At 50.2% G+C, this 23,133-nt stretch carries 24 protein-coding genes; 15 read left to right on the forward strand and 9 right to left on the reverse strand.

All coding sequences use genetic code 11. The annotated features are described in order from the left end of the window. The first annotated feature begins 52 nt into the window (after positions 1-52). The 3 genes from flgA to flgN all read left to right on the forward strand — a co-directional run bounded on the left by flgA (position 53) and on the right by flgN (position 1,525). A complete protein-coding gene (gene flgA, locus OGX94_RS23120; protein ID WP_003832155.1) occupies positions 53-712 on the forward strand; it encodes a flagellar basal body P-ring formation chaperone FlgA in 660 nt (219 codons plus the stop codon). A gap of 93 nt (positions 713-805) precedes the next feature. Then, entirely contained in the window at positions 806-1,099 is a 294-nt protein-coding gene (gene flgM, locus OGX94_RS23125) for a flagellar biosynthesis anti-sigma factor FlgM (RefSeq protein ID WP_003832153.1), read from the forward strand. Positions 1,100-1,102: 3 nt separating this feature from the next. Then, a complete protein-coding gene (flgN, locus tag OGX94_RS23130) occupies positions 1,103-1,525 on the forward strand; it encodes a flagella biosynthesis chaperone FlgN (protein ID WP_003036178.1) in 423 nt (140 codons plus the stop codon). Between the two features lie 85 nt (positions 1,526-1,610). Here flgN and murJ read toward each other — a convergent pair whose 3' ends face one another. The 4 genes from murJ to rimJ form a co-directional block, all read right to left on the reverse strand. Beyond that, entirely contained in the window at positions 1,611-3,146 is a 1,536-nt protein-coding gene (gene murJ, locus OGX94_RS23135; protein WP_257661594.1) for a murein biosynthesis integral membrane protein MurJ, read from the reverse strand. A 222-nt stretch (positions 3,147-3,368) separates the two neighbouring features. After that, positions 3,369-4,292, reverse strand: a complete 924-nt coding sequence (locus OGX94_RS23140) for a Gfo/Idh/MocA family protein (RefSeq protein ID WP_257661593.1) — start codon at positions 4,290-4,292, stop codon at positions 3,369-3,371. Position 4,293: 1 nt separating this feature from the next. Beyond that, positions 4,294-4,941 (reverse strand): YceH family protein, encoded by a 648-nt coding sequence (locus tag OGX94_RS23145; RefSeq protein WP_257661592.1) that lies wholly within the window; start codon positions 4,939-4,941, stop codon positions 4,294-4,296. A gap of 34 nt (positions 4,942-4,975) precedes the next feature. Next, entirely contained in the window at positions 4,976-5,560 is a 585-nt protein-coding gene (gene rimJ, locus OGX94_RS23150) for a ribosomal protein S5-alanine N-acetyltransferase (RefSeq protein ID WP_003832145.1), read from the reverse strand. 259 nt (positions 5,561-5,819) lie between these two features. On the opposite strand from rimJ, the gene mdtH reads away from it, so the two are divergent. The 9 genes from mdtH (at position 5,820) to OGX94_RS23195 (ending at position 12,565) form a co-directional block, all read left to right on the forward strand. Further along, positions 5,820-7,028 (forward strand): multidrug efflux MFS transporter MdtH, encoded by a 1,209-nt coding sequence (mdtH, locus tag OGX94_RS23155; protein WP_003832142.1) that lies wholly within the window; start codon positions 5,820-5,822, stop codon positions 7,026-7,028. A 114-nt stretch (positions 7,029-7,142) separates the two neighbouring features. Continuing rightward, positions 7,143-7,703, forward strand: coding sequence for a lipoprotein (locus OGX94_RS23160; RefSeq protein ID WP_020996498.1), 561 nt, complete (start codon positions 7,143-7,145; stop codon positions 7,701-7,703). A 105-nt stretch (positions 7,704-7,808) separates the two neighbouring features. After that, positions 7,809-8,855 (forward strand): dihydroorotase, encoded by a 1,047-nt coding sequence (gene pyrC / locus OGX94_RS23165; RefSeq protein WP_003832140.1) that lies wholly within the window; start codon positions 7,809-7,811, stop codon positions 8,853-8,855. Positions 8,856-8,920: 65 nt separating this feature from the next. Continuing rightward, on the forward strand, positions 8,921-9,166 hold the full coding sequence (gene dinI / locus OGX94_RS23170) for a DNA damage-inducible protein I (protein ID WP_003036157.1): 246 nt from the start codon (positions 8,921-8,923) through the stop codon (positions 9,164-9,166). Positions 9,167-9,505: 339 nt separating this feature from the next. Beyond that, positions 9,506-9,760 (forward strand): biofilm formation regulator BssS, encoded by a 255-nt coding sequence (bssS, locus tag OGX94_RS23175; RefSeq protein ID WP_003036154.1) that lies wholly within the window; start codon positions 9,506-9,508, stop codon positions 9,758-9,760. Between the two features lie 114 nt (positions 9,761-9,874). Next, positions 9,875-10,990 carry an N-methyl-L-tryptophan oxidase gene (solA, locus tag OGX94_RS23180; RefSeq protein WP_257661591.1) on the forward strand — a complete coding sequence of 372 codons (1,116 nt, stop codon included), beginning with the start codon at positions 9,875-9,877 and terminating at the stop codon, positions 10,988-10,990. A gap of 55 nt (positions 10,991-11,045) precedes the next feature. Next, positions 11,046-11,159 (forward strand): YceO family protein, encoded by a 114-nt coding sequence (locus OGX94_RS23185; protein WP_003036148.1) that lies wholly within the window; start codon positions 11,046-11,048, stop codon positions 11,157-11,159. 262 nt (positions 11,160-11,421) lie between these two features. After that, on the forward strand, positions 11,422-11,988 hold the full coding sequence (locus tag OGX94_RS23190) for a cytochrome b (protein ID WP_257661590.1): 567 nt from the start codon (positions 11,422-11,424) through the stop codon (positions 11,986-11,988). A 1-nt stretch (position 11,989) separates the two neighbouring features. Then, complete coding sequence (locus OGX94_RS23195) at positions 11,990-12,565, forward strand: YceI family protein (protein ID WP_003832130.1); 576 nt, start codon at positions 11,990-11,992, stop codon at positions 12,563-12,565. A gap of 45 nt (positions 12,566-12,610) precedes the next feature. Here OGX94_RS23195 and trhO read toward each other — a convergent pair whose 3' ends face one another. Continuing rightward, the gene (gene trhO, locus OGX94_RS23200; protein WP_003832128.1) at positions 12,611-13,663 is read right to left on the reverse strand and encodes an oxygen-dependent tRNA uridine(34) hydroxylase TrhO; all 1,053 of its coding nucleotides are present in this window, start codon (positions 13,661-13,663) and stop codon (positions 12,611-12,613) included. A gap of 220 nt (positions 13,664-13,883) precedes the next feature. Here trhO and OGX94_RS23205 point away from each other — a divergent pair, with 220 nt between their 5' ends. Both OGX94_RS23205 and mdtG read left to right on the forward strand, forming a co-directional pair. Beyond that, on the forward strand, positions 13,884-14,804 hold the full coding sequence (locus OGX94_RS23205; RefSeq protein WP_257661589.1) for a Kdo(2)-lipid IV(A) acyltransferase: 921 nt from the start codon (positions 13,884-13,886) through the stop codon (positions 14,802-14,804). 155 nt (positions 14,805-14,959) lie between these two features. Continuing rightward, a complete protein-coding gene (gene mdtG, locus OGX94_RS23210; RefSeq protein WP_032942948.1) occupies positions 14,960-16,180 on the forward strand; it encodes a multidrug efflux MFS transporter MdtG in 1,221 nt (406 codons plus the stop codon). A gap of 64 nt (positions 16,181-16,244) precedes the next feature. Here mdtG and OGX94_RS23215 read toward each other — a convergent pair whose 3' ends face one another. Continuing rightward, entirely contained in the window at positions 16,245-17,576 is a 1,332-nt protein-coding gene (locus OGX94_RS23215) for a sensor domain-containing diguanylate cyclase (protein WP_126318515.1), read from the reverse strand. A gap of 691 nt (positions 17,577-18,267) precedes the next feature. Here OGX94_RS23215 and OGX94_RS23220 point away from each other — a divergent pair. Further along, positions 18,268-18,645 carry a MysB family protein gene (locus OGX94_RS23220; RefSeq protein WP_008784346.1) on the forward strand — a complete coding sequence of 126 codons (378 nt, stop codon included), beginning with the start codon at positions 18,268-18,270 and terminating at the stop codon, positions 18,643-18,645. Here OGX94_RS23220 and OGX94_RS23225 read toward each other — a convergent pair whose 3' ends face one another. The 3 genes from OGX94_RS23225 to mdoG form a co-directional block, all read right to left on the reverse strand. After that, on the reverse strand, positions 18,646-18,873 hold the full coding sequence (locus tag OGX94_RS23225) for a YceK/YidQ family lipoprotein (RefSeq protein ID WP_003832117.1): 228 nt from the start codon (positions 18,871-18,873) through the stop codon (positions 18,646-18,648). An 82-nt stretch (positions 18,874-18,955) separates the two neighbouring features. Then, positions 18,956-21,484, reverse strand: coding sequence for a glucans biosynthesis glucosyltransferase MdoH (mdoH, locus tag OGX94_RS23230; protein ID WP_257661588.1), 2,529 nt, complete (start codon positions 21,482-21,484; stop codon positions 18,956-18,958). Then, positions 21,477-23,012, reverse strand: a complete 1,536-nt coding sequence (mdoG, locus tag OGX94_RS23235; RefSeq protein WP_126956322.1) for a glucans biosynthesis protein MdoG — start codon at positions 23,010-23,012, stop codon at positions 21,477-21,479. The genes mdoH and mdoG overlap by 8 nt, the downstream gene beginning before the upstream one ends. Positions 23,013-23,133 lie beyond the last annotated feature (121 nt).

The following is a 23,133-nucleotide window of genomic DNA, read 5'->3' on the forward strand; positions in this document are numbered from 1 at the left end:
CTGCGTCACACAGGTAAAATCCTGCCACTACCTGAAAAAGCGCGAGGTTTTGATGCAAACGTTTAAACGTGGAATAGTCGTGGCAGCATTGCTGTTCAGCCCTATGACGCTGGCACAAGACCTGAATTCGCAGCTAACGGCATGGTTTTCCCAGCGCCTGGCCGGATTTAGCGATGAGGTGGTGGTCACTATCCGAACGTCACCTAACTTACTGCCGAGCTGTGAGCAACCAGCATTAAGCGTGTCAGGTAGCGCAAAACTGTGGGGTAATGTGAATGTGCTGGCTCGCTGTGCCAACGAAAAACGCTATCTGCAGGTGAACGTGCAGGCGACGGGAAACTACGTTGTTGCCGCTGCGTCCGTAGCGCGAGGTAGCACCCTGACCCCGGCCAGCGTAACGCTGAAACGTGGTCGACTGGACCAACTACCGCCGCGCGCGGTGCTGGATATGAGTCAGGTGCAGGATGCAGTGAGCCTGCGCGATCTGGTGCCAGGCCAACCGATACAGCTTTCGATGTTGCGCCAGGCATGGCGGATCAAGGCCGGTCAGCGCGTACTGGTTATTGCCAACGGAGATGGCTTTCGGGTCAATGCCGAAGGTAAAGCGCTGAACAACGCCGCTGTCGCACAGAATGCGCGAGTGCGGATGATTTCAGGCCAGGTGGTGAGCGGCGTCGTCGATTCTGATGGGAATATTCTTATTAACCTATAATAGGTTAAAGATTTTTTAGCGTGTGCCGATAGATAAACAACCAATGATTACAGCGGGCCGCTATAGCGTAACCCCTCGATGAGGAAAAATAAAATGAGCATTGATCGTACCTCACCATTGAAGCCAGTAAGCACCGTTCAGCCGCGTGAAACCAGCGATGCGCCGGTACAAAAAGCGCGGAAGGAAAAAACCACCGCGACCACCAGCACCAGCGTCATGCTGAGCGACGCCCAGGCCAAACTGATGCAGCCTGGCACCAATGACATCAATATGGAACGCGTGGAAGCACTGAAAACCGCAATCCGTAACGGTGAATTGAAAATGGATACCGGAAAAATTGCCGACTCGCTGATTCGCGAGGCGCAGAGCTACCTACAGAGTAAATAAAGTATGACTCGTTTGTCAGAAATACTTGACCAGATGACGACTGTCCTCAATGACCTGAAAACGGTAATGGATGCTGAACAGCAGCAGCTTTCCGCAGGACATATCAACGGCAGCCAGCTACAGCGTATTACAGAAGAAAAAAGCTCCTTGCTGGCAACCCTTGATTATCTTGAGCAGCAGCGCCGCCTGGAGCATGACGCCACGCGCAGCGCCAATGATGAGATTGCTGAACGCTGGCAGACTATCACCAAGAAAACACAGCATTTACGCGACCTCAACCAGCACAACGGTTGGCTGCTGGAAGGGCAGATCGAGCGTAATCAACAAGCAATACAAGTGCTGAAACCGCACCAGGAACCGGCGTTGTATGGCGCAAACGGTCAAACCTCTGCTGCGCACCGCGGCGGGAAAAAATTCTCTATTTGATGTCAGCCTGATAACGTTTTGCTTATCAGGCCTACGTCTTTAGTAGGCCGGATACGGCGTTATGCCGCCATCCGGCATTGATCCATTACGCCGTCCGGCGCACAAACTCTTTTACTTTAAAGCCCAGTACGGCGAGTGCTGCGAAGTAAGCGGCAATGCCGGCCACCACGACCGCCATCAGACGCAGCAGACGCCACAGCATCGTTCCCTGCGACCAATCCGGCATGATGTAGAGCATCCCAACCAGCACCGCAGACATCACCAGCACGGAAATCACCAGACGCGCCAGGAACCAGCTCCAGCCCGGTTGTGGGGTAAAGATTTTCTGTTTCCGCAGTTGCCAGTACAGCAGTGAAGCGTTCAGACATGCCGCCAGACCAATCGACAGCGACAATCCGGCATGCTTTAACGGCCCGATAAACGCCAGGTTCATCACCTGGGTCATAATCAGCGTCACAATGGCAATCTTCACTGGCGTTTTAATATCCTGGCGCGAGTAAAAGCCCGGAGCCAACACTTTCACCACGATCAAGCCAATCAAACCTACCGAGTACGCCACCAGCGCACGCTGGGTCATCGCGGCATCAAAGGCGGTAAATTTACCGTACTGGAACAGAGACACCGTCAGCGGTTTGGCCAGAATACCCAACGCTACGGCACTCGGTAATGCCAACAGGAAACACAAACGCAGGCCCCAGTCCATCAGGCGACAATATTCATCATGATTACCACTGGAAAAACTTTTGGACAGCGATGGCAGCAGGATAGTCCCCAGCGCCACGCCCAGAACACCGGACGGAAACTCCATCAGACGGTCAGCATAATACATCCATGAAACTGAGCCAGAGGCCAGAAACGAGGCGAAAATCGTATTGATGATCAGTGAAATCTGACTGACCGATACCCCAAGGATCGCTGGCCCCATTTGCTTGACGACACGCATCGCCCCTGCATCACGGAAGTTCACGCGCGGCAGCACCAGCATGCCAATTTTCTTCAAGTGCGGAAGCTGATAAATCAGCTGTAGCACGCCGCCAACCGTAACGGCCCACGCCAGCGCCAGCACCGGCGGGTTAAAATAGGGTGCCGCAAATAGCGCGAAGCCGATCATGCTGATATTCAGAAAGGTCGGGGCAAATGCAGGAATGGAAAAGCGGTTCCAGGTATTAAGGATCGCACCAACCAGTGAGGCCAGTGAAATCAGTAGAATATAGGGAAAAGTGATCCGCAGCAGTTGAGTGGTCAGCGCAAATTTATCCACTGTGTCGGCAAATCCCGGCGCGGTAACTAATATCACCCATGGCGCAGCCAACATCCCGGCTACCGTCACCACGGCCAGCGCCAGCGTCAACAGTCCGGAAACGTAGGCAACAAACACGCGGGTAGCATCTTCCCCCTGCTTGCTTTTGTACTCAGCAAGAATCGGCACAAATGCCTGCGAAAATGCGCCTTCGGCAAAAATTCGGCGCAACAGGTTAGGAAGTTTGAATGCCACAAAAAAGGCATCTGTCGCCATCCCTGCACCAAAGATTCTGGCGACAATCGCATCACGCGCAAAACCCAGCACACGTGAAAACATCGTCATCGAGCTGACGGCTGCCAGCGACTTTAATAAATTCATCTATGTTGTATTCCAGACTCTGAGGCAAAACCCCGACAAACCTGCCCGTAGGTCGGATAAGGCATTCTCGCCGCCATCCGACACTTTTGCTGTGCCTGATGGCGACACCCTGGCACCTTATCAGGCCGACAAACCAGCCTATGGTTGAAAAGAGGTGTTATTTTGAGTGGGCATATAGTACCTGGATTACAATGAATTACTACCGCCAGATGTTACAGGGGATTATTCAGCCATCGCCTCCCGCCACAGCTTTTCAACAACACGCTGGGCCAGTAGCGCCTGCTCGCCTGCCGTCTGGGGAACCGTCTGATTTTGCACGCACTCAATGAAATGACGCGCACATCCGGCAAAACCACGCTGTTCTAAGGTCGTTTGCCAGCCCGCTATCGGCTTATGAATAACACCTTGCCCACGCTCTTCCCGCCATTCCCGCATATCAGTTACGTCAATCAGGCCGCCGTCCGTCACCGCCTGCACGCTCTCGCGCTGGCTACCGGCACGGCGATGCATACTGGTCGTTATCTGCATTTGACCGACAGAAAAATGATGCTCGGCGTAGAGCATCGCACCAGATTCATTGGTCAGCAGCGTGCCGTTATTTAACTGCGCCTGCCCTCCCGCCAGCCACAAAGCGGTATCGACCACGTGCAGATAGTCGTCCAGCAGAGTGAAGCGCAGATCGTGCGGCCCAACGCTATCCGTACGGTGCTTATCCATACGTACAGACGCTGCACTGCCCAACTGGGTTTTGAGATCCTGGTACAGCGGTGCAAATCGACGGTTAAACCCGACCATCAGCGTGAGTTTTTTCCGCGCGGCCAGCTCGACCAGTTGCTCAGCCTCGTGCAGATTTTCCGCCAGCGGTTTATCCACGCACACGTGGACTCCGGCATTCAGCAATTCACTAACTACCGCATAGTGCGTCGCGGTACTGGAATGGACGAAAACCGCGTCGCAGGTTTGCGCCAGATTCTTCAATGAATCCACGTAGGGTATTCGCCAGGTGTCACAGATACGCTGTGCTTTATCGCGCGAAGGTGAAAAGGCGCCTTGCAGCGTCCAGTCCGCGGATGTGCCCTGCACGGGTAGCCAGGCCTTTTGTGCAATACCGCCAAGGCCGACTACACCGATACGTAATTTATTCACGTTAGTCTCCCAGGTGCGCCAGTAAGGAATCAAGCCGCTGCTTAAGTTCTGCGACTTCCGTTTCCAGCGCTTCCACGCGCGCATGCAGATCGCCGGAGGCTGCAGGGAGTTCATCTGCCGCGGCAATGGCTTCATCAACCTCACCACAAAACAGGTGCATATAGCGACTTTCACGTTTGCCCGGCTCACGCGCCAGGCGGATCACATAAGGCCCATCTTCCCGGTTCGCCAGATTCTCCAGCGTCGACTCCACTTCGGCCATGTCGCTGAATTCGTACATACGGGATGCGCGGCTACGCAGTTCACCAGTCGTCTGAGCGCCCCGCAGCAGCAGTGTGGTGATTATGGCCACCTCTGCGGCACTAAGTTTCAGATTGCCAAATTCAGAGTTGCAGAAACGCTGCTCATATTTCGTGACGCGATTGCCAAAGCCGCTCACCGTGCGCAGAAAATGTCGCTTAACCAGGTTATCCAGTTGCTCCTGCACGTCCGATTCCGACAGATTCATCACCGGTTCACGATTCGTTTTTTGATTGCAGGCTGTTACGACTCCATTAACGGAGAGTGGGTACTGTTCCGGCGTGGTCACTTGTTTTTCTAATAAACAGCCAATCACTCGTGCTTCGGTGGCGGTTAATTCGTATTTCATCGTCTTCTCCATTAATCATGGCTGCATCTGAAACTTAGCGGCCGGGGGTCCATTCTGATGTGGTCAACGCCGTCAGCACGTGATCGCGCCACTGCCCGTCAATCAGCAGGTAGTCTTTGGCATACCCTTCTTTTTCAAAACCCAGTCGCGCCAGCAGGTCACCGCTGCGCTTATTATGTGGCATGTAGTTAGCCATAATGCGATGAATATGTTGCGTGCGCTGCATATAACGGATGGCCGAGGTTAAGGCTTCATACATTAGCCCCTGCCCCTGCCACTTCTGCGCAATGGAGTAGCCGAGATAACAGGCATGGAAGGATCCCCGCACCACGTTTGAGAAGTTCGCAACGCCGATAATTTCTTTTTCGTCCGGATCGAGCAGCGCAAAATAATAGGCGGTGCCCTGTTTATGAAACTCAGAGATCATGCTCAGACGCGCCTGCCAGCCGGACGGATAGCAGTGGCTTTCATCGCGAATAGGTTCCCAGGGTTTTAAGAAATGACGATTTTCTGCGTAATAATCTGCCAGACGCCAGGCATCACGCTCATGCACTAAACGCACGACCAGGCGGTCGGTGGTTAAGCGCACTTTTGGCACGTTACTGCGATAGCCAAACATTCTATACCTACTCCTTCCCGTAACGTCTTCAATACGCTATTCGCATTACTATACCTGTGCGAATACACCCTGTGAAAAGAGCAAAATGCCATTTTTTGAATTATTCACACATTTTGATGAAAACTCTCTATCAAGACGGACTTTTGATAAAAAAATATTGTCCCGCGAAGGGTGGGAAAAGCGATGACGACACCGCAGAATAGGAGGTGCTTATCTTTTAAACTCTATCCAGAGTGACGAGTTTTTCCCTGGAGGGGAAATGTCGCAAGTCTCGCAGGCAAGGAACCTGGGTAAATACTTCCTTCTCATCGATAATATGCTGGTCGTGCTGGGTTTCTTCGTCGTTTTCCCGCTGATCTCAATTCGTTTCGTCGACCAAATGGGCTGGGCCGCCGTGATGGTCGGTATTGCACTAGGATTACGTCAATTTATCCAGCAGGGGTTGGGTATTTTCGGCGGCGCTATTGCGGACCGTTTTGGTGCAAAACCGATGATAGTCACCGGCATGCTGATGCGCGCTGCCGGGTTCGCCACCATGGGCATTGCCCATGAGCCGTGGCTGCTGTGGTTTTCCTGCTTTCTCTCCGGACTGGGCGGTACACTATTCGACCCACCCCGCTCGGCGCTGGTGGTTAAACTGATCCGCCCGGAAAAGCGCGGGCGTTTTTTCTCTATTCTGATGATGCAGGATAGCGCCGGGGCCGTGGTTGGCGCGTTGCTTGGCAGTTGGTTATTGCAATACGATTTCCGTCTGGTCTGTGCCACCGGCGCAATTTTGTTCGTTCTGTGCGCGGCGTTTAACGCCTGGCTGCTCCCGGCATGGAAGCTGTCGACGGTGAAAATTCCAGTGCGCGAAGGGATGAGCCACGTGATGCATGACAAGCGCTTTGTCACCTATGTGCTGACGCTGGCAGGCTATTACATGCTGGCGGTACAGGTGATGCTGATGCTGCCAATCATGGTGAACGACATCGCAGGTTCACCGGCCGCCGTGAAATGGATGTATGCCATCGAGGCGTGCCTCTCATTGACGCTGCTCTATCCAATTGCCCGCTGGAGTGAAAAACGTTTTCGCCTTGAGCATCGCCTGATGGCCGGTCTGCTGGTGATGTCTCTGAGCATGATGCCGATCGGTCTGGTCGGGAATTTGCAGCAGTTATTCACCCTAATCTGCACGTTCTATATTGGCTCGATCATCGCCGAACCCGCGCGTGAAACCCTGAGCGCCTCACTGGCGAACGCTCGGGCCAGAGGAAGCTATATGGGCTTCAGCCGACTGGGACTCGCTATCGGTGGCGCGATTGGTTATATCGGTGGCGGCTGGTTGTTTGACATGGGCAAGGCCCTGGCACAGCCTGAACTGCCCTGGATGATGCTCGGTATTATCGGCCTCATCACCTTCCTGGCACTGGGCTGGCAGTTCAGTCTCAAACGCCCAACGCGAGGCATGCTGGAGCCAGACGCCTGATAGCCGAGCCTGCTTCCGGGCGCTTTTCAGTTTTTTCTGCTGGCGTCCGGGGCGCTGGTACTCGATGATGCTTTGTGTCACGATTACGCCACATGCATCATGTTGAGGAACCCCATGAAAAAGTTTTTTTTTGCCGCTGCACTGATTGTCAGCGGCCTGTTGGTTGGTTGTAATCAACTCACGCAATACACGGTTAGCGAGCAAGAAATTAATCAGGCCCTGGCAAAGCATAATAACTTTTCTAAAGATATCGGCTTGCCCGGCGTTGCTGAAGCACACATCGTACTAAATAATCTCGCCAGTCAGATTGGCCGTGAAGAACCCAATAAAGTGACGCTGACCGGTGACGCCAACCTGGACATGAATTCCCTGTTTGGCAGTCAAAAAGCGACCATGAAGCTGAAGTTAAAGGCCTTACCGGTATTCAACAAAGAGAAAGGCGCAATTTATCTGCAAGAGATGGAAGTCGTGGATGCGACCGTTACACCAGAAAAAATGCAGTCGGTACTGCAAACGCTGATGCCTTATTTAAACCAGTCGCTGCGTAACTATTTCAACCAGCAGCCAGCCTACATTCTGCAGGATGACAGCAGTCAGGGTGAAGCTCTGGCGAAAAAACTGGCGAAGGGAATTGAGGTGAAACCGGGGGAAATCATCATCCCGTTCACCGACTAATAAAACTGAGGGCGCCGATGCGCCCTTTTTTTTCGTGCAAACGAAAACGTTTCCGCTTATCCTTTGTTTCCGGCAAAAAAGACTATCCTCAGCCGGAGCATATTGATGACTGCACCATCCCAGGTTTTAAAGATCCGCCGCCCAGACGACTGGCATCTTCACTTTCGCGATGGCGACATGTTAAAAACTGTCGTGCCCTACACCAGTGAAATTTATGGTCGCGCCATTGTCATGCCGAACCTGGCACCGCCCGTCACCACGGTTGACGCGGCTATCGCTTATCGCCAGCGCATTCTTGACGCGGTACCTGCCGGACACGACTTCACACCATTAATGACCTGCTACTTAACGGATACGCTGGATCCCAACGAGCTGGAACGTGGATTTAACGAAGGCGTATTCACCGCAGCAAAACTCTATCCGGCCAATGCCACCACCAACTCGACGCATGGCGTAACCTCTATTGACGCCATCATGCCGGTGCTGGAGAGGATGGAAAAATTGGGTATGCCGCTGCTGGTGCACGGCGAAGTGACGCATGCAGATATCGATATTTTCGATCGCGAAGCGCGCTTTATTGAAACGGTGATGGAACCACTGCGCCAGCGTTTGACCTCGCTGAAAGTAGTGTTCGAGCATATCACTACCAAAGATGCTGCCGAATACGTGCGCGACGGTAACGAGCTTCTGGCAGCGACTATTACGCCACAGCACCTGATGTTTAACCGCAACCACATGCTGGTTGGCGGGATTCGTCCTCACCTGTACTGCCTGCCGATCCTCAAACGTAACGTCCACCAACAGGCGCTGCGTGAACTGGTTGCCAGCGGGTTTACGCGCGCCTTCCTCGGTACCGACTCAGCGCCGCACGCACGTCATCGCAAAGAGTCAAGCTGTGGCTGTGCGGGATGCTTTAATGCACCGACCGCACTAGGCAGCTATGCCACCGTGTTTGAAGAGATGAATGCGCTGGACCATTTCGAAGCCTTCTGCTCACTCAACGGCCCACAGTTCTATGGTTTGCCGGTCAATGAGAGCTTTATTGAGCTGGAACGCATGGAGCACCTTGTTCCTGAGAGCATAGCGTTGGAAGACGATACGCTGGTGCCTTTCCTGGGTGGCGAAACGATATGCTGGTCAGTAAAAAGCTAAAAAAAGTGTAGCCAACCGATGCGAATAACTGTATAAATAAACAGTATATTCCACAGGGGGCTACTATGCGTATTGAAGTCACTATTGCCAAAACTTCACCTTTACCTGCCGGTGCAATTGACGCACTGGCAGGTGAACTCTCCCGCCGTATTCAGCACCATTTTCCGGATAACGAAGGTAACGTTACCGTCCGTTATGCCGGCGCAAACAATCTGTCGGTTATTGGCGCGACCAAAGAGGACAAAGAACGCATCAGCGAGATCCTACAGGAAACCTGGGAAAGCGCGGATGACTGGTTCATCAACGAATAAATAATGATATGCAGTGATGTTTGTTTGCCGGGTCGCCCCGGCTTTTTTATACACGCAATCTTGTAATCAATCGCGCATTTCTTCTGACGAGCATTTAATTTAATATTAACCCACCGATTATCTTTTAACCAAAACAACAAAATAATTGTGCAACATACTAAAAAAAATGAATAACATGTCGTTTTCTTAGTCAGATAACGCTGAAAACAAAAAATTTATGCCCTTCCCTCTTTAAATTTTCAATGAATACCCTTATTTATTGATATACTGAAGTTGCTTCAGAAAAAAACGCATTGAACCTCGAAAACCGTTGTCTAGTAACACGAATTAGGGGGCATGATGGAAAAGAATAATGAAGTCATTCAGACTCATCCGCTTGTAGGGTGGGACATCAGCACCGTTGATAGCTACGATGCGCTGATGCTGCGTTTGCACTACCAAACCCCGAACCGCCCTGACCCGGATGGGACTGAAGTTGGTCAAACGCTCTGGTTAACCACTGATGTTGCCAGGCAATTTATTTCGATATTAGAAGCAGGAATCGCCAAAATTGAATCTGGCGATTACCAGGTTAATGAGTATCAGCGACATTAAACCTGATACATCCAACCATCAAAAGGCACCTTAGCGGTGCCTTTCTTATTTCCAGGTTGAATATTCCAGGTCAGTTATTTACCCTTCTACTATCGCGATTGCAGAGAGAAGCGGATGAAATACGACTTAATCATTATTGGCAGCGGTTCGGTAGGCGCCGCAGCTGGATACTATGCCACTCGTGCCGGTCTGAAGGTTCTGATGATCGATGCGCATATGCCACCACATCAACAGGGCAGCCACCACGGTGATACTCGATTAATTCGTCATGCTTATGGCGAAGGCGAAAAATACGTTCCGCTGGTGCTACGTGCGCAAACATTGTGGGATGAACTGTCCACCCATAATGAAGAACCGATTTTTGTTCGCTCCGGAGTTATCAACCTCGGTCCGGCAGAGTCAACCTTCTTAGCAACTGCAGCGCAAAGCGCAAAACAGTGGCAACTTAACGTTGAACAATTAGATGCAGCCGCCATCATGGCTCGCTGGCCGGAAATTCGCGTACCTGACAACTATATCGGTCTGTTTGAAGCGGAGTCCGGTTTTTTACGCAGTGAGTTAGCAATTAAAACCTGGATCCGTCTGGCGGAAGAAGCAGGCTGTGCGCAACTGTTTAAATGCCCGGTCAGCGCAATTCATCACGGTGATGATGGCATCACGGTAGAAACGGCTGACGGTGACTACCACGCGCAGAAAGCAGTGATCAGCGCCGGTACCTGGGTGCAGGCTTTAGTCCCTGAACTACCGATACAACCTGTGCGCAAAGTGTTCGCCTGGTATCAGGCCGATGGGCGCTACAGCGTTAAGAATAACTTCCCGGCCTTCACCGGCGAACTGCCAAATGGCGATCAATACTACGGTTTCCCGGCTGAAAACGACGAGCTGAAAATAGGTAAGCACAATGGCGGACAGGTAATTCACTCTGCAGAAGAGCGTAAGCCATTTGCCGCTGTAGCCAGCGACGGTTCTGAAGCCTTCCCATTCCTGCGCACAATTCTGCCTGGCGTTGGTTGTTGCCTGCACGGCGCATCCTGCACTTACGATAATTCACCGGATGAGGACTTTATAATTGATACTCTGCCGGAACATGACAATACGCTGATCATTACCGGGCTGAGCGGACATGGCTTTAAGTTTGCTTCTGTACTGGGAGAGATTGCGGCAGACTTCGCTCAGGACAAACCGTCTGACTTTGACCTGACCCCCTTCAGGTTAAGCCGTTTTAAGTGATAATAAATGAATGGCCTCGTTGGTGAGGCCATTTTTAATGACAGGAATAACGTCAATGCGTCGTATCTTTCACTATCTGGTTAATAATATTCGCGAGCACCTTATGCTCTACATTATTTTATGGTCGCTGCTGGCCATTATGGATGTAATATATATTATGTTTTTCTAATTCCTGTGCGTTGACAATAATTGACAAAAATTGAGATTAGCTTAATTTTCATTGCAATAAACTGAACAATAACAAAAACCATAACACCCCATAAACTAAACCCCGCCACATATTTTCGCACTAATCCCTTGATGGTTACCTCAACAATCAGTCAACTTTATTGAACAAAAAATAAATATCATCACCATTGTTATTTATTAGTTGCATTAATGTCTTTTACGCGCCATTTTCATTCACTTCTGAAATATCAATCGGTGTGCTTATGCAATTCAATAATACTCCACAGCGCTATGGCGTAGTGTCAGCCACATTACATTGGCTGGTTGCGATTGCTGTATATGGCATGTTTGCGTTGGGGTTATGGATGGTCACGCTTAGCTACTATGATGGCTGGTATCACCAGGCCACCGAACTGCATAAAAGCATCGGCATCCTACTCATGATGGGACTGGTTATCCGCGTTGTCTGGCGGGTGTTCTCCCCTCCACCTGCTGCGTTGGCAAGCTACTCCCGTTTGACCCGTATCGCAGCGGCACTGGGTCACCTCGCACTTTATTTGCTGCTCTTTTCGATTTTCATCAGCGGATATCTGATTTCCACCGCAGATGGCAAAGCGATAAGCGTCTTTGGCTGGTTCGACATTCCTGCCACCCTGGCCAATGCGGGTTCTCAGGCCGACCTCGCCGGTAGCTTGCACCTGTGGCTTGCGTGGACCGTGGTGATTTTATCCCTATTGCACGGACTGATGGCCCTGAAACATCACTTTATCGATAACGACGATACCCTCAATCGCATGTTGGGAAAATCGTCATCTGACTATGGAGCTTAAAATGAAAAAAAACCTGCTGGGACTTACACTCGCCTCTCTGTTATTCACCACCGGGTCGGCCGTGGCGGCAGATTACAAAATTGACAAAGAAGGACAGCATGCCTTTGTTAATTTCCGTATTCAGCATCTGGGTTACAGCTGGCTGTACGGCACTTTCAAAGATTTCGACGGTACGTTTACCTTTGATGAGAAAAATCCCGCAGCCGATAAGGTTAACGTAACCATCAACACCAACAGCGTTGACACTAATCACGCCGAACGTGACAAGCATCTGCGCAGCGCAGATTTCCTTAACGTGGCGAAGTTCCCGCAGGCGACCTTCAGCTCCACCAGCGTGAAGAAAGAAGGTAATGACCTGGATATCACCGGTAATTTGACCCTGAACGGCGTTACCAAACCGGTTACGCTGGACGCGAAGCTCATCGGTCAGGGCGGCGATCCCTGGGGCGGTACGCGTGCTGGTTTTGAAGCGCAAGGTAAGATTAAGCTGAAGGATTTCAACATCACCACCGATCTCGGCCCTGCATCACAGGAAGTCGATTTGATCATCTCAGTGGAAGGTGTTCAGCAGAAGTAACGCAAGAATTGCCGGATGAGGTTCTGCCCCTCATCCGGCATCATGTTATTGCGCAGGGTCTGGAATACCCAGTTTGGTATTCAGGTGACCGCGTGATTTATTAAAGATTTTGTTGCCATTTTCACGCCCCGCACGGCGACGCCGTTGTTCCTCTTCCGGCAACTCACTCTCTTCGCTACACAGCTCGCTACAGCAGCCTTTATATTTCTGCGCACAAGCCGGGCACTGAATAAACAACAGATGGCAGCCATCATTTTTGCAATTAGTATGGCTATCGCACGCCGTGCCGCACTGATGGCAATGTGCGATAACATCTTCAGAGATCCTTTCGCCCATACGCTCATCAAAGACAAAGTTTTTACCGACAAAACGTACCGGAAGCCCCTGTTCACGCGCCTTGCGGGCATACTCAATAATACCGCCCTCAATGTGCCAGACTTTGCTAAATCCATTGTGTTTCATCCAGGCGCTGGCTTTCTCACAGCGGATCCCACCCGTGCAGTACATCACGATTTTTTTATCTTTATGCGCCTGCATCATTTCAACAGCTTTCGGCAACTGGTCGCGGAACGTGTCTGCCGGTATCTCCAGCGCATTCTCGAAATGACCCACCTCATATTCATAGTGGTTGCGCATATCAATGAATACCGCTTCAGGATCGTCCAGCATGGCGTTTACTTCTGCAGCCTTGAGATAATCCCCCACGTTGCTGGCGTCAAAGTCTGGATCGTCAATACCATCCGCCACGATACGTTCGCGGACTTTCATACGCAGTACCCAGAACGATTTACCGTCATCATCCAACGCAATATTCAGACGTAAATCCTTCAATGCAGCATCAAACGCATAGAGCTGCTGGCGAAATGCCTCGACGTTGCTTTGCGGTACGCTGATTTGCGCGTTAATTCCTTCATGGGCAAGATATACTCGCCCGAAGACGTTCAATGCGGTGAACATCTGGTACAGCGCATCACGCGTGTGCTGAGGATTGGCAATGGTGAAATATTTATAGAATGAGATCGTCGTGCGCGGCTCGGTCTCGGCCAGCATTTTGGCTTTGAGGGCGTCGTTCGAAATGCGGTTGTGTAACACTGGCATGGTGTACGTATCCTGCAAATAAGGAATAAATGAAAATCGGCGGCATAATAAAGCAAACATCGCCAATTTACATCCACACATTTTACGCTACATTTCATACTTCACGATAAAATCGCAACAACAATTGCGGAATTAATCACCGTTCTCCCGTCACAAATTTTTGATACGCGCGAAAAAATGCGACAATACAGGGAATTGGTCGTTTGAAGACAGGATAGACATGACGAATTTACCCAAGTTTTCGGCTGCGTTACTGCATCCACGTTATTGGTTAACCTGGCTGGGTATTGGCATCCTTTGGTTAATCGTGCAGTTACCCTACCCCATCCTCTTTAAGTTGGGCTGTGCGTTAGGTCGACTGGCGCTACGTTTGATGAAACGTCGGGCAAAAATTGTTTCCCGAAATCTGGAACTGTGCTTCCCGCAGATGAGTGAGCAGGAACGCCAGCAGATGGTCGTCAAGAACTTCGAATCCGTAGGCATGGGCGTAATGGAAACCGGGATGGCCTGGTTTTGGTCCGATAAGCGTATTTCGCGCTGGACGGAAGTGATCGGAATGGAACATATCCGTGACGTCCAGGCGCAAAAACGCGGGATTCTGTTAGTGGGTCTGCACTTTCTGACTCTGGAACTGGGTGCGCGCCAGTTTGGCTTGCAGGAGCCGGGTATTGGTGTGTATCGCCCTAACGACAATCCGCTGCTGGACTGGCTACAAACCTGGGGCCGCATGCGCTCGAATAAATCAATGCTCGATCGTAAAGACCTGAAAGGGATGATTAAAGCCTTGAAAAAGGGCGAAGTGGTCTGGTACGCGCCGGATCATGATTACGGCCCTCGCGCCAGCGTGTTTGTACCACTTTTTGCCGTTGAACAAGCCGCAACAACCTCAGGAACCTGGATGCTTTCGCGCATGTCCAATGCCTGCCTGGTACCGTTTGTCCCCCGCCGCAAACCTGACGGTAAAGGGTATCAATTGATTATGTTACCTCCAGAATGCTCGCCACCGTTGGAAGACGCAGAGACTACAGCTGCGTGGATGAACAAAATTGTTGAGCAATGCATAATGATGGCACCAGAGCAGTATATGTGGCTGCATCGTCGCTTCAAGACGCGTCCTGAAGGCTCCCCTTCTCCGTACTGACGCAGTGTTGCAGTCCAGTGGGCTGCAACACCCTCCCAACCCGTTTTAGGTTTAACTGCTATCCGCATTGCAGCAACTATCAACCAGGCGCATAATTAGCCTGCTTACTTATATTCAATCGATAGCGCAAACAGCGCACCACACTGCGGATCGCTATGTCACCCTCAGATGCCCCCATAAACTGGAAACGCAACCTCACCGTTGCCTGGTTAGGTTGTTTTTTAACCGGAGCAGCATTTAGCCTGGTCATGCCCTTTTTGCCTCTTTACGTCGAGAGTCTCGGCGTCACGGGTCATAGCGCCCTGAATATGTGGTCGGGCCTGGTCTTCAGCATCACTTTTCTCTTTTCAGCCATTGCCTCTCCTTTCTGGGGTGGCCTTGCCGATCGCAAAGGACGAAAAATCATGCTGCTGCGTTCCGCGTTGGGCATGGCAATTGTGATGCTGCTGATGGGACTGGCGCAAAATATCTGGCAGTTCTTAATCCTGCGTGCCTTGTTAGGGCTGCTTGGTGGATTCATCCCCAATGCGAATGCACTGATCGCCACCCAGGTTCCACGCAATAAAAGCGGCTGGGCACTGGGAACGCTTTCAACCGGTGGCGTTAGTGGCGCACTGCTCGGGCCGCTAGCTGGCGGGCTGCTCGCGGATCAGTACGGATTACGCCCGGTATTTTTCATCACCGCCAGCGTGCTGCTGGTCTGCTTCATCCTGACGCTATTTTTTATCCGCGAGCGTTTCCAGCCGGTGAGCAAGAAGGAGATGCTGCACATTCGTGAAGTCGTGGCCTCTTTAAAGAACCCCAAACTGGTGCTGAGCCTGTTTATCACCACTTTGATCATTCAGGTAGCCACCGGTTCTATCGCGCCAATACTGACCCTGTACGTTCGAGAGTTGGCTGGCAACGTCAGCAATATTGCATTTATCAGTGGGATGATAGCCTCTGTCCCCGGCGTTGCGGCATTAATCAGCGCCCCGAAACTTGGCAAATTAGGCGATCGAATTGGCCCGGAGAAGATCCTGATCGTCGCGCTGATCGTTTCTGTGTTACTGCTTATTCCAATGTCATTTGTCCATACGCCCTGGCAGCTTGGTGTTCTGCGCTTTTTATTGGGTGCGGCCGACGGCGCTCTGCTCCCGGCGGTACAAACGCTGCTGGTTTACAACTCGACCAATCAAATAGCTGGACGTATTTTCAGTTATAACCAGTCATTTCGCGATATCGGTAACGTAACAGGACCTCTAATGGGGGCAGCGATATCCGCCAACTACGGTTTTCGTGCCGTTTTCTGTGTGACCGCGGGCGTCGTACTGTTTAACGCCCTGTACTCGTGGAATAGCCTGCGCCGTCGTCGGAGTACAGAGGTCGTGGGATGATTTGTGTATTTGTATTCGCCGGTTCGGAATAATAAACTTATCTTACACGGCGTATATTTCAACCTTAATGATAATAGTAACACACCTTATTTCTGCCAGAATTTTTGGCTTCATACAAAGCGGCATCGGCGTATGAAACAACTTTATCCGCTGATTCATCATCAATTTTGCTGCAATATACACCGATACTTATCGTCATTTTTTCTTTTAACTCATATGAATTTGGTATTGTCGTACCGTTCTCTACATTTCGCCTAATTCGCTCTGCAACAACAATTGCCTCATCTTTATCGTTACACTTAAGAAGGATCGCAAATTCTTCGCCGCCTACTCTGGCAAAAATATCCGTATCTCTGATTGATTTATTGATAATGTCGACAATGCTGATTATTACTCTGTCACCTTCCTGATGACCGTAGGTATCGTTAATCCGTTTGAATTTATCAATATCCAGAACCATTACACACACTGCGCCTTTTGCTAATGATGATTTTAATGACTTATAGAATAGTTTACGATTATATATTTTAGTCATTGCGTCTTTGATAGCTGAATCCGTTTCTTTTTTTAAGATGATGAAGGTGTTGTACATCAGTATTGAGATTATACACAGGGCACTTATCACCTCAATCCCCCGGCTAACATACCAAATATACATGCTATATTCATCCAGGCTCAGAAGTAGTACATTGGTCAATATTGCTGAGCAACACAGTAGCCCTATACTTTTCCACAAGATGTTATGCGTTCTGGTTTTAATGATTAAATACAGCAGGACCAGTCCCCAGGATACAATTAGCGAATAAATGTACCCAATATGCCAGTGCACAGTGACATTATCAGGCTTCACGCTTGTGATCTCGAGTGTAAAATTAGGGTTATAACTGGCCAGAGCGTGCGCCACCACCGCGATAACAAGCATGATTAAAAAAGACAGAACGATATAGCAAGGTTCTCTTTCTTTGGTTTCAATAACTGTCGAGGATACTTTATAAGATTTTAATGAAACAAATAGTAGAGCTATGAAACTAATCTGCCGAAAGTAATAGAATATGGCTATATCGTTAGTTCTTTTTTCGATTGAGGCATAATCATTAATCAAGTCCTGAACGATGTAGATAGTCTCGATGAAAAATATGTTATTCCCAAGAAACGCCATACCTAATATCATAAGGCAGGTGAGATCTTTTCTACAAAGATACTGGAATAACATAAACAGGAAGATTATCCCATATAAAAAGAACAACCCTACAATTATAATCAGATATACTGTTTGCGGGACACTTTGTATCGTTAATTTAAATTGTGTAAGACACACTCCACCAAGAACATAGCTAGCCAAACAGATTATATAGAAAGCCATTAACCTTCTATTATTTGAATTGCCGTTATCCATAACAACCTTCAGGGCTTTCTTAATTTTGCATTTTATATAATAAAGCATAAGATTTTGCAAACTATTATATCTGCACAGATTCAATGACACTAATTCATTTCTTATTTAATGGTTTCTTATAGATTTATAACCTTTGTCATTAATAATATTTTATTATGTATACTATTTAAGTATCACTCACACCATTCACACCCCCCATACACATAAGATACTTTGTCACTACCAGAGACATCACTAAGTTTAGCCACTTTCATTGATTGCCCCTGCGACACTTCCGTATTGGGCATTAATTTTCTTCTTTATTTTTATTAAGTTATGAAATATTGCGTCATAAGCGATCGGATCCCCCCGCTAAAACACATAAAAAAGAACGTTTAACCCTGAAGATTTCCTTATATAACGTCATTTTTTAATTTTTCGATTTTCATTACTACATTGCAAACCACATACATTACTCTTTTTTCTTGAATTTTTTTCCTGATATTACGTCGGCTTCAGTATCTGCCAATGTAAATTTTTTCATAAACAACCGGAGTTACTTTCACTTGGTCTCGTAGGCATTGCAGGCAGTAATCATCTGATTGAGAGAGCCATGCAGCTAACGGGTTTGACGCTCTGCGGATCGCCGTCTATAGATTGAATCATCCCCTTTATTGTTCGCTTTAGGAGAAGAAATATGGCAAAGAATGACATGAATTTTTATGCCACGTTGGAAGAGGCTATTGATGCAGCTCGTGAAGTGTTTCTGGCTGATAACCCTGACCTTGAGTCAGACGATGCCAGCGTTCAACAGCTAAGCGTCCAAAAATACGTGCTACAGGATGGCGACATTATGTGGCAGGCGGAATTCTTTGCTGACGAGGATGATGTAGATGGTGAATGTCTTCCAATCCTGAGCGGAGAAGCGGCCCAGAGCGTTTTTGATGGCGACTATGATGAAATTGAAATCCGCCAGGAGTGGCAGGAAGAAAATACGCTTCACGAATGGGATGAAGGTGAATTCCAGCTGGAACCTCCCCTTGATACTGAAGAGGGGCAGACCGCAGCCGATGAATGGGATGAGCGATAATTACTCGTAAGGTCCATGATGTATGTCGAGCGGCAGCAGCAACGTATCAAACACCAGCGAAAATGGCAGATCGAGGATAGTGACGTAGCGCCATGCGGAGTCCCTAACATCCCATTGCACGCCAGGATAGTATTGGTTTCCGTGTCCTTGCCCTGGGATGGTACGACTAATAATGCTGCCGCATCCGCTCAGGAAGAAGATCATTATTCCTACAGCCAAAATTCGCACCGGCTACCTCACGACTCATTCTATTTCTATTCAATATAAAAAAATACCGGCACCAGGCCGGTATTTTCATGTTACAGAACGCTTATTTTTTCCTGAACGCCAGCGGGTTCAGTGTCAGTCCCTGATAGTAGTTCACCCACGAAGAATACTTATCAGGTGAATTCCAGACACGGTAATGTAAACGCGCCATGGTCACCGGATCGCTCAACAACACCAGGCGGCGATCGCGATTCAGTTTCTCCGGCGTTTCGTTCAGTGCCTGTTCCACATGACGATCGCGTGCAATCTCCAGCACGTTGCTGGCGCGGTGGCGTGCAGTCGCCATGGCCGTGGCCAGTGCGTTAAACGACGGATTAAACACCGCATGCATAAAGCCATCGTCCAGCGTGCGTTTACGGTTCATCACCAGATAGGTATCGGTATCCACCAGCACCTGCGGCGGAGAATACTCTTCCGGGATCAGGAACAGCTTCCAGCGCTTGGTACGTAACCCCACCGTGGAACGGCTGGAAATCACAGAAACAAACGGCGACAGGATCAGCGAGAAGACTATCGGTGCCAGCCAGAACAGGAAACGCAGATCGAGCCAGGCCATACCCACAGCCCACACCAGCCCCAACAGTAACTGGGAACCGTGACGCATAAACGCTTCACCCCACGGGGTCGAATCGTCATCACGCTGCGGCGAATTCCAGACAACTTCCCAACCGAGGAAGGCACTCACGACGAAGACGGTGTGGAACAGCATACGCACCGGCGCCAGCAGCACGGAGAACAGAACTTCCAACAGTAGCGACAGCGTGACGCGGATAAACCCGCCGTACTCTTTCGTCCCTTTACACCAGATGAGCAAAATACTCAGCAGCTTCGGCAGGAACAGCAGCACCATCGTTGAAGCAAACAGCGCGATCGCCAGTTCAGGACGCCACTGCGGCCAAACCGGGAACAGCTGGCGCGGTTGCAGGAAGTACTGCGGCTCCGTCAACGCATGCACCACCTGCAATGCGGTAGAGAGCGCGAGGAACATAAACCAAAGCGGCGCAGACAGATAGGACATTACACCGGTCAGGAATACCGCACGGTGAACCGGGTGCATCCCTTTCACAAGGAACAAACGGAAGTTCATCAGGTTGCCGTGGCACCAGCGGCGGTCACGCTTGAGTTCATCCAGCAGGTTCGGTGGCAGTTCTTCATAAGAGCCCGGCAGATCGTAAGCAATCCACACACCCCAGCCAGCACGACGCATCAATGCCGCTTCCACGAAGTCATGGGAGAGGATTGATCCCGCAAACGAGCCTTCGCCCGGTAACGGCGCGAGCGCACAGTGCTCGATAAACGGCTTCACACGGATAATGGCGTTGTGACCCCAGTAGTGTGACTCCCCTAACTGCCAGAAGTGAAGCCCGGCGGTAAACAGCGGTCCATAAACACGGGTCGCAAACTGCTGGCAGCGCGCATACAGCGTATCCATACCGGAAGCCTTCGGTGAAGACTGGATAATCCCGGCATTCGGATTCGCTTCCATCAGACGCACCAGGCCGCTCAGACAGTCACCGCTCATCACTGAGTCAGCGTCCAGCACCACCATGTAACTGTACTGATTTCCCCAGCGACGACAGAAGTCATCAATGTTGCCGCTTTTACGCTTCACGCGACGACGACGACGGCGGTAGAAAATCTGCCCTTCGCCCTGCACCTCAGCAATCAGCTCCATCCACGCTTTTTGTTCTGCTACGCAGATATCAGGGTTGTAGCTGTCACTCAGGATATAAACATCGAAATGTTCGGCGTTGCCCGTTGCTTTGACCGATTCCCACGTAGCGCGCAGTCCCGCAAATACGCGGTCAACGTCTTCGTTACAGATAGGCATAATCAGCGCAGTACGGTGTTCAGGATTCAGCGGTTCATCCCCAACCGTTGAGGCCGAGATACTGTACTTATCTCGCCCAATCAGCAGTTGCAGGAAGCCCATCAGCGCGGTCCAGAATCCCGCAGACACCCAACAGAAAAGCACAGCAAACAAAATAAGAATGCCGGTCTGGAGCATGTAGGGCAGCAATTGCATAAAGGAGACCCATAAATCCTGCCCCATCATGTCTATCGGATTAATGAATGCCCAACCCTGATACGGGAGGATCGTCTTCATATACCAGGTTGCTACGACCGTTTGCGCCAGCGTTAGAATCAACAGCGTATAGCGGCGGATGGTGCCTACAGTACGCCATTTTTGCTCGCTTTCTTGTTCTTCTTTCGTCAAACGCGAAAGATAACGAGGCGTCACATCGCGCCCACGCAAGCGATCCCAAAAACGGCCAACCGGGTTGGTACGCCAGGGATCGGGGAACATAGAGGTACGCGTTGCTTTTGGCATCGCCTGCAGCTGATCGCGGCCCTCATCGTCCTTAACCAACTGCTCTTTAGCCAAAGAATCCGGCCATGCTTGCTCAAGGCGAGCTTTCACAGACCCCTGCGGTGAATCATCTTCGCGCGAGTAAGTACGATGCTCGGCATCCAGCGCCTGATGAACGGCGCGGATGTCAGTTTTCGGCAGTGCCGCTTTCTCGATATCCGAAAGCGGCATTGCGTCAATATACTCAGTTGTCTTATTCATTGGCAGGTAACTGGTAGCTCCAGGTTTCACTCAGCGTCTGATCGGCATTGACCAAGGCAGCACGCATTTCAGTGGTTTTCTTCACGTCTTTCACTTTCACGCGCAGCATCAAACGCCAACCTTTAGATATCGGGTTATAGCGCACAGTGCTTTCAACGATTTCGCCGTTGTCGCCAATACTGGTTTGTGCGGTAACCGGGGTATCCTGCGGCAGCTTTTTCATATCTGTGCCGGTAAAGTCCACCACAAACGCGATGGTACCGTCAGGCTGACGAATCAGGTTGGACTGTTTTACATCACCGGTAGAACGACGAGTCTGCTGTACCCAGGCGCTTTCCGGCGCATGAAGTTTGTCTTCATCACGCGTGAACGTCAGAGTGTACTTGAAGTTCATCTCTTTGCCCGCTTCAGGCAGTTGATCCGGCGTCCAGTACGCAACGATGTTATCGTTCGTTTCATCGTTAGTTGGGATTTCAACTAACTCAATCTTACCTTTACCCCAGTCACCTTTTGGCGTGATCCAGGCGCTTGGGCGCAGATCGTAACGATCGTCGATATCTTCAAAACGCGAGAACTGACGGCCACGCTGCAACAGTCCGAATCCTTGCGGGTTTTCCATAGCGAAGCTGCTCACCGCGAGATGTTTCGGGTTATTCAGCGGACGCCAAATCCACTCCCCGTTGCCGGCATGGATAGACAAACCGTTAGAATCATGCAGTTCCGGACGATAGTTTGTCGCCGGAGACGGCTGGTTCGGTCCAAACAGGAACATACTGGTTAATGGTGCCACGCCCAGTTTGCCCACTTTGTCGCGTAGGTAAACTTTGGACTGAACATCAACGACAGTGTCACGGCCTGGAATAATGACAAAACGATACGCTCCGGTTGCACGCGGAGAATCCAACAAAGCATAAATGGTTAAACGTTTATCAGTCGGTTTCGGACGCTCGATCCAAAACTCACGGAAGCGGGGAAATTCTTCACCAGAAGGCAGAGCGGTATCAATCGCGAGGCCACGCGCTGACAGGCCGTAGACCTGACCTGCGCCCAGAACGCGAAAATAGCTGGCACCGAGCATGCTGACGATTTCATCGTTTTTATCTTTGCTGTTGATCGGATACAGCACTTTGAACCCGGCGAAGCCGAGATCTTTTACCGTGTCTTTATCATGCTGAACATCGCCAAAATTAAAATAATCCGGGCTGTATTTGATTCTTTTCACCGCCGTGGCGGTAACTTCGTTGATTTTGACCGGCGTGTCGAAGTACATACCCTGGTGGTAGAACTCGAGCTTAAATGGGGTCTTGAGATTGCTCCAGTACGCTTTATCGCGATTGAACTGGATCTGTTGATAATCCGCATATTTCATGTCGCGGAAAACGGAGGGCAAGTTACTTTTTGGCGCCTCATAGCCTTTCCCGGCTAAGGATTGAGCTTGTTTTGCAACATCATCAATACTGAACGCCCAGCTCGATGATGTGTACAGCGTTAACATGACTGCTGCACCCAACCAACGCATTTTCATCATTTGTAGTTTATGTTTCATAATTAGTAAGCACTTCCCCCTTTGTGTGCTTATATTGATCCGATCCATTTTAATGGATAATCGGGTACTCCGACAACTGAATCCCTGTATTGTTCGCGCGCTG

The organism is Citrobacter sp. Cpo037 (genome assembly GCF_030332945.1).
GTDB classification, from domain to species: Bacteria; Pseudomonadota; Gammaproteobacteria; order Enterobacterales; family Enterobacteriaceae; genus Citrobacter; species Citrobacter portucalensis.